Source organism: Taibaiella soli (assembly GCF_003236175.1).
Lineage (GTDB): Bacteria > Bacteroidota > Bacteroidia > Chitinophagales > Chitinophagaceae > QKTW01.
Genome location: NZ_QKTW01000023.1, coordinates 1 through 12,080, shown reverse-complemented (window position 1 = coordinate 12,080; position 12,080 = coordinate 1). Strand labels below are relative to the sequence as shown.

General features: G+C 44.5%; 9 protein-coding genes. 4 read left to right on the top strand and 5 right to left on the bottom strand.

Going from position 1 to position 12,080, the window contains the following annotated elements:
- Positions 1–52: 52 nt before the first annotated feature.
- The gene (gene porU, locus DN068_RS17870; protein WP_111000314.1) at positions 53–3,829 is read right to left on the bottom strand and encodes a type IX secretion system sortase PorU; all 3,777 of its coding nucleotides are present in this window, start codon (positions 3,827–3,829) and stop codon (positions 53–55) included.
- Between the two features lie 262 nt (positions 3,830–4,091).
- Here porU and DN068_RS17865 point away from each other — a divergent pair, with 262 nt between their 5' ends.
- Complete coding sequence (locus tag DN068_RS17865) at positions 4,092–5,612, top strand: SUMF1/EgtB/PvdO family nonheme iron enzyme (protein ID WP_111000313.1); 1,521 nt, start codon at positions 4,092–4,094, stop codon at positions 5,610–5,612.
- Positions 5,613–5,691: 79 nt separating this feature from the next.
- The gene (locus tag DN068_RS17860) at positions 5,692–6,978 is read left to right on the top strand and encodes a UDP-N-acetylmuramoyl-tripeptide--D-alanyl-D-alanine ligase (RefSeq protein ID WP_111000312.1); all 1,287 of its coding nucleotides are present in this window, start codon (positions 5,692–5,694) and stop codon (positions 6,976–6,978) included.
- Between the two features lie 63 nt (positions 6,979–7,041).
- Here the strand turns inward: DN068_RS17860 and zapA are convergent, their stop codons facing one another.
- The 4 genes from zapA to DN068_RS17840 all read right to left on the bottom strand — a co-directional run bounded on the left by zapA (position 7,042) and on the right by DN068_RS17840 (position 10,057).
- Positions 7,042–7,326 carry a cell division protein ZapA gene (gene zapA / locus DN068_RS17855; RefSeq protein WP_165836441.1) on the bottom strand — a complete coding sequence of 95 codons (285 nt, stop codon included), beginning with the start codon at positions 7,324–7,326 and terminating at the stop codon, positions 7,042–7,044.
- A 61-nt stretch (positions 7,327–7,387) separates the two neighbouring features.
- Complete coding sequence (locus DN068_RS17850) at positions 7,388–8,023, bottom strand: lipoprotein signal peptidase (RefSeq protein ID WP_111000310.1); 636 nt, start codon at positions 8,021–8,023, stop codon at positions 7,388–7,390.
- 81 nt (positions 8,024–8,104) lie between these two features.
- Positions 8,105–9,106, bottom strand: a complete 1,002-nt coding sequence (locus DN068_RS17845) for a M28 family peptidase (RefSeq protein ID WP_111000309.1) — start codon at positions 9,104–9,106, stop codon at positions 8,105–8,107.
- Between the two features lie 93 nt (positions 9,107–9,199).
- Positions 9,200–10,057, bottom strand: a complete 858-nt coding sequence (locus DN068_RS17840) for an Omp28-related outer membrane protein (RefSeq protein WP_111000308.1) — start codon at positions 10,055–10,057, stop codon at positions 9,200–9,202.
- A gap of 122 nt (positions 10,058–10,179) precedes the next feature.
- On the opposite strand from DN068_RS17840, the gene rbfA reads away from it, so the two are divergent.
- Positions 10,180–10,578 carry a 30S ribosome-binding factor RbfA gene (rbfA, locus tag DN068_RS17835; RefSeq protein ID WP_111000307.1) on the top strand — a complete coding sequence of 133 codons (399 nt, stop codon included), beginning with the start codon at positions 10,180–10,182 and terminating at the stop codon, positions 10,576–10,578.
- A 5-nt stretch (positions 10,579–10,583) separates the two neighbouring features.
- The gene (locus DN068_RS17830; RefSeq protein WP_111000306.1) at positions 10,584–11,819 is read left to right on the top strand and encodes an FtsX-like permease family protein; all 1,236 of its coding nucleotides are present in this window, start codon (positions 10,584–10,586) and stop codon (positions 11,817–11,819) included.
- Positions 11,820–12,080: the final 261 nt, after the last annotated feature.

Below are 12,080 nucleotides of genomic sequence, written 5' to 3'. Positions count from 1 at the left end.
TGTTACAAACAGCCCGGGCTATTTTAAGTCCGGGCGAATTTGCAAAAACATATTAACGGATCAAAACCAATTTTTGGTATGCAGTCGCCTGAATTCCTGTACTTGTTGAAATATTTATTCTGTAAACATACACACCATCAGGCAATTGTGCACCAGCCTGGTCCGTACCATCCCAGGTAATCTCATGACTACGGCTGCCGGAAGGTGTGAAAGTTTCCTGGAAAGAACGCACTAACTGACCGCCCATATTGTAAATCAACAATTTAGCCGTAAGTGTTTCTTCAGGATGATTATGCTCAAATACGAAATGAGTTTCTTTGCTGACGTTACCGAATGGGTTCGGATAATTCATCAGATTGCCGATTTTCATCACTTCGCCGTTGTAAACCACGAAATGGACGTCCCCTTCACCTGAGTTATTGTTCACATCCCATGCTTTTACGTGTAGTACGTGCTGACCGTCTGCCAGACCTGTAATCGGGAAGTTTACATAACCATGCTGATAATCATTTGGTGCGTTTTCGTAATAATCATTTAATACATAAGGATTTTGCACATCACCGTCCAGAACGGCAGTAAGATCGTGGCCGACGCTATTACCGGAGATATTAATACCGGTTTCATCGAAAAGCGAAACGAACAAAAGGGTATTGCTGCCTGTAATGCCGCCATCCACGAAAAAGCTATCGTTCATGTAAGGTTTTACAATTGGCGGCGTATTATCTACTACCGGATTATCGGAATATCCGCCGACAGTCATTGAAGTATCGATGCCTGCCGCATCTATGGTACCATTATCCGCATAATAACTGATCCGGCCTTTACCGAAATCATAATTCAGATCTTTAGGCGCAACGAATTTTACGCTGAAACGTCCGTTTTCAACAGTCGCCTTCCCTTTATATATAATATTATCTTGTACGAGATAGGTCCGTTTGGTATTGTATACTTTGGTATAAAGCGTTATGGTGCGGGCTTTGTCATAAATCGTCACATACACCTGACCGTTGAAACTGCTCATCAGATTACCTGAATGATCTTTCACCTTTCCGGTAATAAGGTAACCGCCCAATGCACTCACTGTGTCTGTAGGATTTCCATCCAGTGTTTTAATGGAATCTGTAGCTACGCTATATTCAGGAAAATCTGGCTCCAGTGCAGGGTCGCCCAGCAACGTGAATTTTCTGAAGTTAACCAGTGTACTGTAATCTGGCAACGGATTAGATTCGTAAGTCACGTTTTTACCTTCACGGAATGCATCGCCAAATGTATTCCAGGTACCATTCACGCGTTGAAACTGTGCGTTGAGGAACTGAAGATTCAACATACGGTTGGCATAAGCGTAGGTCAGCTGTGTTGTAGTAAGCAATGCAATTGCACCACCGTCCGATTTAATTACCAGTTTTTCACCTGCCGATACATATGAAGGATCATCGAAACGCGCAAAATCACAGGTCGCGGTGATCATGAAAGGCAGTTTATCGATATTTTTCCACTGATTGAAATCATCGGCAGTAAGAATGCGTTCATGCGCCAAAGTCGTTGGCCCACCGTGACCGTTGTAATTGATGATAAACGTTCCTTTAAAGACCTGGTCATTGATTGCTTTATTAGCATCCGGACAGCGGGCACCGCCCGGTGTGGAAACAAACGGGAGATTATCCAGATATACTTTTACGTCATTGTAAACATTGACATTGCTGTCTACCTCAGCCACCATTTCCTCTGCCTGCGCAAGGTGTGCGCCAGCGTCATCTTCGTTATCGGCCACATAAGTATTGGTCAGGCGCCATGGTCCAAGTGAGGCGGCGCTTTTGTAATGAATGATTTTTGCGGCCACATTATTTGCATCTGCTGTCGTCGCTACCGGAATACGTCCTACGCCAATATCAAAAGAGTTTGCAATTGTGATGTCTTCAATATTTTCATTTGCCCCGAGGAAGCCAAAAAAGTCGTCCGTTCCATAACTGTTGCCAAGACTTATTGATTCCTGTGATTCAAACGTAGGCACATAGTTGGTATTCGCACCGATCCGATCCTTATAATCGTAAGAAGCATCGCCAAACAGCAGCAAATAGCGTGGCATTTGCGTAGTATCATTTCCAGCGCGGTCATAAAACATTTTAGCGGCATCACGGATGGCGCTGATGTCTTGTGACCCGGATGAAAATTCATTATAAATCTGCCCGGTTGTGGCTACCAACACACGCATATTATCATGCTGGCGGTGAAAATCTGCAATCTGATTGGCCGCATCCAGAAAATCCGGATAGGTCACAACAATCAGGTCTACCGCAGACTGGCCATGAATATTTTGATTATCTACCTTACTGACAAAATCAGGTGTGTAAAACTGACTGCCGTCAAATGTGACGAACTCGCGCAATTGCGAAGCGTCCTGTGCGAAACTATAGGTACCACCATTCAAATTGCCGCTGATTGATGCAGGATTGATCGGATCAGTTATATCCCATACCTGGGTATTGCTGTTTGTATTCTGAATACTATAACCCGCTACATTACCCGATCCTACCGAGTTCCAGTCACGAAAATTCATTTGGCCACCGGCAAAAGAAAGCGCTCTGCGATAATTAAGTTCGATATAGTCCAGATATCCGTTAGCGTCTGTAGCAGGAGAGTTAAATTTCAGGTAAAAACTCTCCGAATTGGAAGCCGGGAGCTTGTATTGGACATACTGGGTTACGACGGCGGAAACCGGCGTGCCGGAAATATCCACAGGAATCTGACCCATGTAATACGGACCACCATAGGTTTGCCCATTTACCGCGACATTAAACGTGTTGCCATTTACACTAGACACGCAACCGAGGCTCATCGAGGCAGATACAGAATCGATAACCTGTCCAAGATTGAAATTAAAAGTGTAGTCAGAGCTTTTACCGGGAAGCGTGCTAAAGTTTTCGCCCCACCAGGTCTTACCTACCACGCCAAGGTTTACCAGGTCGGTATCGTGCATCTGGTAATCATTGAAACTCGTAACCGGGATATTGGACTGTGCTGCGTTATTTGCTGCGCCAACACGTTTACCCGCTCCGAGATCAAAATTGAGGAAGTAGTACGATTTATTTTCGTAGAGATTATTGCTGTGTGTAAAACGTCCGTTGACACTGTCTTTAGCCCATGTGACCGGTCCGTTTGCATAAAAAAGGATGTAATCCCCGGAGCCGAATTTTCCATCGCCGCCATCATTCACGACGATCGCATCTTCCGTAAGATCTGCCGGACGCGGAATGGCATTGTTTTCCGGAAGCATAGTGCCTCCGTTGCCATATACCCGGATATTAGCAGTGTTTATGCCTGCCGGATCTACGCCTAATTTAGTTTTAATAAAATCATAATCAATTTTATAAACGCCGCGTTGCGGTATAGAAATTTTGTACCAGCTACCTGAAGCTAAAGGGGAATTTGTTACAGTACCAGTTGTTCTTGCTAAAGCTTTGGGAGTAGTTGCAGGAGCTGCCTGTTCATCTGTGACCAGTGTAAAATCTGTGAGCTGACGTACAGCGCCGCCCTGAGTAGAATAGACCGGAATTTTAACAATCGCGAAGTAACGTTTGCGTACTTCACCAATCACCACTTTTACATCCTGAGGGTTTTGAGCAGTAACGTTTTGCGGCAGCGCGCTGACAGCCGTAAACGCAGGATTGATCAGCTGTACACGGGGCACAGCGTACTCTTTAAGCCATACTTTTTTTACGACATAGCCGTTATTAATATCGCTCGCTGCAATATGGTAGGTTTCGGTGGAGGAAGCCCATGCCGTTGTAACCAGGCATGAACTAAGCAAAAAACTTAATAAATTTCTCATTTCGATACTGTACTGACCGGACTCAAAGCAGCCGGACTATGTTTTCAAAATTAAGGAAATATCAGGAGGACTGCTCCCGTAAAGATCACATAGGAAAGAAACGATAAAACATAACAAAATATTATGAAGATTATCCGGTGAAAAGTTTAATTTTTTTTACGCTTCGTGCTTTTTACGCTTGACATTGTGAAAAGAATGCTCTAACATTGTAACACTTTTAACAAATATCAACCTAATTCGTAGCTAATATTTTTCTCAGATTATGAAAAGAACGCTTGTTGGCTTGAGCTTGCTGTATATTGGAGCAGCGACTCTTTTTTCGGCTTGCTCATCTAAAAAATCTTCCGGCACATCGGATAAAACCGGTTGGGATTACAATGATTCGCGCCTAGGGGGCTTCGACGTTCCTAATTATCCTGGTCAGCAAACCGGACCTGGTTTGGTTTTTGTTGAAGGCGGCCGCTTTACAATGGGCCAGGCTGATGATGACTTGCCTACTGTAGATCGTAACAATATTCCACGTACAGTTTCTGTATCATCTTTCTACATGGATGAAACAGAGGTTGCCAACGTTCACTACCGCGAGTATATCTACTGGCTGAAGCGTAACTATGGCGGTGACTACCCTGAGGTGATCACTAAGGCTATGCCTGACGAAAGCGTTTGGCGTAAGTCTTTGCAGTACAACGAACCAATGGTAAATACATATTTCGAGCATGCTGCTTACAACTACTATCCGGTGGTGGGTGTAAACTGGTATCAGGCTAACGAATATTGTAAATGGCGTACAGACCGTGTAAATGAGATGATCCTCATCAAAAACGGTATGCTGAAAAAGAATCCAAACCAAACCAATGAAGACGTTTTCAACACTGAAACGTATATCAATGGCCAATATGATGGTATGGCAGGCAACAGCCGCAAAAAGGATCTCGATCCGAGCGGTTCTAAAAAACGTAACCTCACTTACTCTGATGGTTATTTGCTGCCAGACTACCGTCTCCCGACAGAAGCTGAGTGGGAATACGCTGCGCTCGGTCTGATCGGTAACAACCCAGAACCAGAAACTAAACGTCGTCGTGGTGAAGAAGTTGTTACAGAACGTAACACTTACTCCTGGGGTGCTAAAAACTCTACACGTTGGGCACTGCGTAACCAATACCAAGGTGAATTCCTCGCGAACTTCACTCGTGGTAAAGGTGACTACATGGGTGTTGCAGGTGGTCTGAACGATAACGCTGACCGTCCAGCTCCAATCTATTCTTACAAACCAAATGCTTTCGGTCTGTATAATATGTCTGGTAACGTGAGTGAGTGGGTACTGGATACTTACCGTCCAATCACTAAAGATCAGGCAGGTCTGAATCCTTACCGCGGCAACATGTACGAAACTTACAAACGTGTAGCTGAAGATAACTCACTGGATGAAAAAGATAGCTTAGGTCATCTGCAAACGCGTCCGGTTACTCAGGCTGATGTTGACTCTACACACCGCTACGATTACAGAGCTGGTAACCTGAGCGACTTTAACGATGGCGACAGCACTTCTCAGTATTCTTATGCTTACGGTAAAAACACACTGATCAGCGACGAAGCTAAAGTATACAAAGGTGGCTCTTGGGCTGACCGCGCATACTGGCTGGCTCCTGGTGCACGCCGCTTCATGCAGGCTAATCAGGCAAGCGCTACAATCGGTTTCCGTTGCGTAATGGATCGTCTGGGTAGCCCTAACGGCCAGAACAACTCTAAAGCGGGTAACAACTTCGGCAAAAGCAGAAAATAAAAATGTTGACCACAGATAATAATAATGAGCCCCTTCATTTTGAAGGGGTTTTTTATTTTTACTCCCTAAATTCCTTAGCGTGGATATAGCTTCTTTATACAAAGTATTTCTCCAATACCCTTCCGTACAGACAGACACCCGCAAACTGAAAAACGGCGATCTTTTCTTTGCGTTGAAAGGACCGAACTTTAACGGCAATGCTTTTGCCAAACAAGCGCTGGAAGCTGGCGCTGCTTACGCAATCATTGATGAAGCAGACTACGCAGCTGATGACCGTTATATTGTAGTAGCAGATGTATTGACCACCTTACAGCAACTGGCGCATCACCATCGCCAGCAGTTCAGCATTCCGTTTATCGCTATCACTGGTTCCAACGGTAAAACCACTACAAAAGAGCTGATCACAACGGTTTTGAAAACTCAGTTTACCACTTACGCTACTGAAGGCAATCTCAATAATCATATCGGCGTACCGCTTACGCTGCTTCGGATCAAAAACGATGCGCAAATGGCAGTGATTGAAATGGGCGCAAATCATCAGCAGGAAATTGCAGGCTACTGTAAAATCGCGGCGCCTACGCACGGTCTCATCACCAATGCTGGCAAAGCGCATCTGGAAGGCTTTGGCAGCCTGGAAGGCGTACGAAAAGGGAAAGGCGAGTTATATGATTTCCTCCGTGAAAGTAATGGCACTGTTTTCAGAAATGAAGACTTAGACTATCTCAAAGAGATGGCAAAAGGAATCGCACAACAAATCACTTATGGCAGTGCCAACGCCCAATATATTGGAAAGCCGATCATGGATGATCTCTTCCTGAAAGTAGCGATACTGACGGCAGGAAATGAAACCCTGTTATCCACACATCTCGTGGGCGAATACAATTTTCCGAATGTGATGGTAGCTGTTGCCGTTGGTCTGTATTTCGGCATTTCTATTGATGAGATCAAGACAGCTATTGCAGCATACAATCCAGACAACAGCCGTTCTCAATGGATGCAGCAAGGCAGTAACCAGATTATTCTGGATGCCTATAACGCAAACCCAACGAGCATGCGCGCGGCAATTCAGAATTTCGCGAATGCGAAAATGGAACATAAATATCTCTGGCTGGGCGCAATGAAAGAAATGGGTGCAGAAGAGCATAAAGAACATGAAGATCTGGTGGCGCTCATCAAACAACATGAATGGCAACAGGTAATACTGGTTGGAAAGGAATTTGAACCAGTAAAAGGTGATTATTTATACTTTGCAGACTCGCGGCTGGCAGCTGAATATATCGCAGCACACAAGCCCGAAAATGCTTCCATTCTCATTAAAGGTTCCAGAGGTAGTAAAATGGAAGTTTTGCTGGAATCGTTAAGCTGAAAAAGCTCAAAGCCTGACGCCTGAAGCTTCTTCCATCATTACACGCTTTGGGCGTTGCGCACCTTAAGCGTTAAGCATCTTATCGATTTTTTGCAGGATGGTGTTTAATTCAGCCTGCAACGCCGGATGCTCCAAAGGTTCGGTTGCATGATCAGCGGCATACATCAGCAGGCACATCGCTATAAAATCCTGATCATCTTTTCCCGCATAGTGCTGGCGCAATTCAGCGATCTTTTCATCCGCCTGTTTAATACTTTTACGCACCGCTTCTTCCTCTTCCCGACGAATCCGGATTCGGTAGCTACGACTGGCAAGCCATACGGTAATAGAAATATATTCGTCAGACAAACGTTGATGTTTTGTCTGACGAATATAATATTTTATAAAGACATTTAAGTTTAAGGATCTATTAAACTGCAGCCTGTTTAGCCGGTGTTTTGTGTTTTTTCACCACAAGCTTCTTCTGGAAGAAAACCAGCGTCAATACACCAACAGAAATGGCGGCATCTGCGAAATTGAAAACTGGCTCAAAGAATTCAAATTCTTTACCACCCCAGATCGGAATCCAGCTCGGCAGATTTACATTGATGATCGGGAAGTAAAACATGTCGACGACGCGACCGTGCAGAAATTGGCCGTAACCCTGTCCCATCGGCACGATTTGCGCTACATGAAATGAGCTTTCCGTAAAGATAAGTCCGTAAAAAAGGCTATCAATCAGGTTACCCATTGCACCGGCAAGAATGAGTGCGCCGCAGATGATGGCACCATTGCCATAACCGCGGTTTACGACACGTTTCAGCAGATAGAAACCGAATGCAACAGCAATCAAGCGGAAGGATGTGAGCAACAATTTTCCGAAGGCGGCCTGGCTGAATTTCATACCAAAGGCCATTCCCTCATTTTCGAGAAAATGCAAACGAAACCAGTGACCTAATACGTTCACTTCTTCTCCGTAATAAAAATGCGTCTTCACGTATATTTTAAAAATCTGGTCAATAAGAATCACCAGAAAAACAATCAAAATGGCGTGGCGGTATTTCACGTTCTGTTACTTCTATAAAGTTTAAAGATACAAGCATCTCTGGCATCAGCCTCAATTCAGCCGAATACCGGAAAATATATACTATAGCGGATGTGCCGTTTCATAGATCACCTGAAGCAAGGTCTGTCCTACTGCTTTCAGTGTGTTCTTGTCGATAATATCCATGTTGTCATTGTGCGTATGCCAATGCGCTGCAAATGGTTCCATACCATTCCCCGCAAGGTTAATGATATCGATTGTCGGAATATGCGCAATGCTGTTTACAAATTCGTGATCGTCGATAATGGTGCTGCCATTTACAAACGGAAAGAATGAAGAATAGCCTGCACGACCCGCAGCCTGCCATACATTCTGCTGCACATCACCGGCAACCTGCGCCGAAAGTCCCTCGATGGAAAATTTAGCATTGCGGGCGCCTACCATGTCCAATAAAATACCAAATTCAGCTTTGTAACCCGGCACATGCGGATGATGCGCCCAGTATTGCGTACCAAGACAATAAGACGCATCACCCCATATCTCTTTTCCATAATCTTCTACGTCTTCAAAAAGAATATCGATACCGACTGACTCAGGTAGTTTTTTCATCTGAATCTGACGGGCCACTTCCAACAATACGCCAACGCCACTGCCCGCATCGTCTGCGGCAAGAATTGGTTTGTCTTTATCTTTTGTATCCTGATCCGCCCAGGGACGGCTATCCCAATGGGTCAGAAATAAAATGCGTTTTGTCGCTTTGGGATTAATAGAACCAATTAGGTTGATACATGGCAACATTTTCCCGTTACCTGCTTTTACCTGAACATTTTGTCTGTAAACAGTATCTGTAACTTTTTTCAGCTCCGTTTCCATCCAGTCGGCACATTGCTTTTGTGCTGGTGTTCCCGGCACTCTGGGACCAAAGGCTACTTGTTTTGCCACTAAAGCATAAGCAGAATCAGCGTTAAAATCAGGCACGGCAACTTTAGGCGTTGTATCCTGAGCAACGGTTGTTTCAGCCGAATTATTCTCTGATGTATTCTTACACGACAGCATGCTTAATGCCAGACATGGAACTAACAATAAAGCGAGTGTTTTCTTCATAATTCCGTTATTGTGACCGGGTAGAAAAATGCCCTACCGGAAAGGCAGGGCAAAATAAAAGAAAGTTTTTAAAAGCTATGTTATAACAAAGGCTTATTTCACGTGTGTAACGACTGACTGCGCTACTTCGATGTCTTTTCCTTCGTTATTGCTGATCCACGCAATTACGCGGCAATGTTCAGGCACCCATGCATCATTGCTGAGTTTATAGCTAAAATAACGAATATAAACCTGGCCTGCTGGTTTCGGATTAAGACCTGGCAGAATCTCAGAACCGGTATAATCTGTAACAAAATCACGAAGTACAGACTGATGCATATAGAACGTATCGGTAGTGCTCGGATATTCCTGCGCATCGATAATACTGTCTTCTACGATCGCTACTGTCAGATTGAGCTTTTTAGCGATGTCCTGTGTGATAGCTGTTTTCACCGTAATGTTTGCGGTTTTCGAACCAGCATCGTAAGCACTCGTGATGTACATGTTTAACGGAGTTACCGTAGCAATACGTTTATCTACCTGATCAGACCAGCTGGGACTTGATACCATGATCTGGTTGTTTACCGGTACGCGGTCAATTACGCAGGCCGGCATAAATGAAAGCCCGCCAAAGAAAACAAATGCAAGATCTGTACCTTTTTGGGTACGGAAATCTTGTTTGGTAACGTCAGTTGGGGTTGCCTGACCAAAGTTAAATGGGTAAATACGCGCTTCGATAATACGGTTTGGATATTTTGCTTCAAAACCTTCAATCATTGCATGACCTGCAGGACAATTGGCACAAGTAACACCTGTAAATTCCTCGATCATCACATTGCGGTTCTGTGGAGTCTCTACTGTAGCGGTATAAGTACTATCTACTTTTTTAGCGAAATCAATAGTCGGTCCTACTTCTTTACAAGATGCCAGAGCAACGATACCTGAAACGGCGATCAACGCAAGCTTTTTCATTAATTTTAGCGAAAGTTTTGAAGAACGAATTTAATCAAAAAATAACTACGCAGCGCGTTTCAGGCAAAACTCTATTTAACTAGGTGGTTTTAGGCTACCTTTACACAAGAAATAAATATAAAATGGAAGAAAGTAAGCGTCAGAAGCAGGTTGGCAGGCTTGTACAGGAAGAATTGAGTGATATCTTTCAACGTGAAGGTGTGAATGTTATAGACGGAGGCATGGTTTCCATCTCCAGAGTGAGTGTAACTCCGGATTTGCTGGAGGCACGCGTATACCTGAGTCTTTTCCAGGTAAAAGATCAGCAAAAATTACTGCACGATATTAAAGACCGCGCCTGGGAATGGCGTAAATTACTGGGCGTGAAAGTTAAAAATCAGCTACGCCGAGTACCCGATCTCCTCTTTTTCCTCGACGACACACTTGATCACGTGTTTAAAATGGAAGCGATTTTCAAAAAGATTGAAGAGGAACGTGCGGCCCGCGGCGAAAATAAAACTGAACCAGACGAAGAAGCATAAACCGGATGAACAGAACCATTGTCTGGCAGACAGCTTTCAGATACCTGCGCGGCAAGCGTTCGGCAAATGCGGTGCCGATACTGTCGCGCATCAGTATGCTTGCTATCGCAGTTGGCAGCTGCGCCATGATCGTTCTGTTCTCTGTTTTTAACGGCTTTGAAGATGTAGTCAAAGACCTGTACAAAGCTTTTTATCCCGATATTAAAATCACAGCGGCACGCGGCAAATTCTTTCAGGCCGATGAACAACGTCTTGCTAAACTGCGGCAGGTAAACGGCGTGACAGTTATTACGCCGGTGATTGAAGACAATGTGCTGGTCAACAGTGAAGACGAGCAAATTGTGGTAACGCTGAAAGGCATTGATCCCTCCTATTTTAAAGTCAATGATCTTAGTCCCTACATCGTGGAAGGGCGGGATTCTGTAGTCATAGATCCGGCGCCTACAGCGATTGTGGGACAACATATAGAAGCACAGCTCGGTGTAGATGTAAACAATGTCTTCAGCCGTCTGAATCTTTATTATCCTAATGCCAACGCAAATTTTGCCCTAAATCCGGAGTCCGCTTTTCAATCCCTGCGGCTGCGCCCCGATGGCGTTTTTCATGTGCAGGATGACTTTGACGGAAAATATGTTTTAGCCCGTTTACCGTTGGCACAACAACTTTTCAATCAATCGGGCAAATTGTCTGCCTATGAGATAAAGCTCAATCCCGGTACCGATCAGGAATCTGTAAAGAAAGCAATGAAACAATTGCTGGGCGAAAGCTTTGTTGTAGAAACACGTTTTGAGCAGAACCGCATGCTGTACGTGGTTATGCGCACGGAAAAATGGGCGGTCTATGCAATCTTACTACTCGTATTGCTGATTGCATCGTTTAACATGGTGGGTGGCCTTTCTCTGCTGGTACTGGAAAAAGAAAAAGACATGGCGATACTCCAAACCATGGGCGCCGATCGCAGCACCATTCGCGGTATTTTTCTCACAGAAGGAATTTTATGGTCACTTACCGGCGGACTAATCGGTGTGCTCATTGGCGGCTTACTCTGCCTTGGCCAGCAACAATTCAAATGGAAGAAACTCGAAGGCTCTTTTATCATCGATGCCTACCCTGTTTCCATGCAGTTTTCAGATTTCGTTCTGGTAATCGTTACTGTTATCATCGTCGGCCTGCTGGCTGCACTATATCCTGCCATGCGCTCTGGTAAAATAGAAAGCGCGGTAATGCTGAGAAGCTCGTAGATCAATTGACGGTGGACAGTTGACAGTGCTTATATTATCTGGCAAACCACAATCGAGGACCATTTTACTGGATGCACCTCATCGACAACATGACAAATGCGAGCAAATCTACGCGAGTATTAAACGCGAAATCAGGTTGCGACGTCGTCATACTTCCTCCTCGCAATGATTGCTATGACTTAACGAAATACTTTTTATGCTGCTTTTTGATAGTTATTCACATATTTTCTTTGATTCTTGATGACAGCAACGACCCTTAGC

Bases quoted from the DNA above. Each gene is read 5' to 3' on its own strand.
- rbfA (WP_111000307.1), top strand. From the start codon at position 10,180: ATGGAAGAAAGTAAGCGTCAGAAGCAGGTTGGCAGGCTTGTACAGGAA.
- DN068_RS17845 (WP_111000309.1), bottom strand. From the start codon at position 9,106: ATGAAGAAAACACTCGCTTTATTGTTAGTTCCATGTCTGGCATTAAGC.
- DN068_RS17830 (WP_111000306.1), top strand. From the start codon at position 10,584: ATGAACAGAACCATTGTCTGGCAGACAGCTTTCAGATACCTGCGCGGC.
- porU (WP_111000314.1), bottom strand. From the start codon at position 3,829: ATGAGAAATTTATTAAGTTTTTTGCTTAGTTCATGCCTGGTTACAACG.
- DN068_RS17865 (WP_111000313.1), top strand. From the start codon at position 4,092: ATGAAAAGAACGCTTGTTGGCTTGAGCTTGCTGTATATTGGAGCAGCG.
- DN068_RS17840 (WP_111000308.1), bottom strand. From the start codon at position 10,057: ATGAAAAAGCTTGCGTTGATCGCCGTTTCAGGTATCGTTGCTCTGGCA.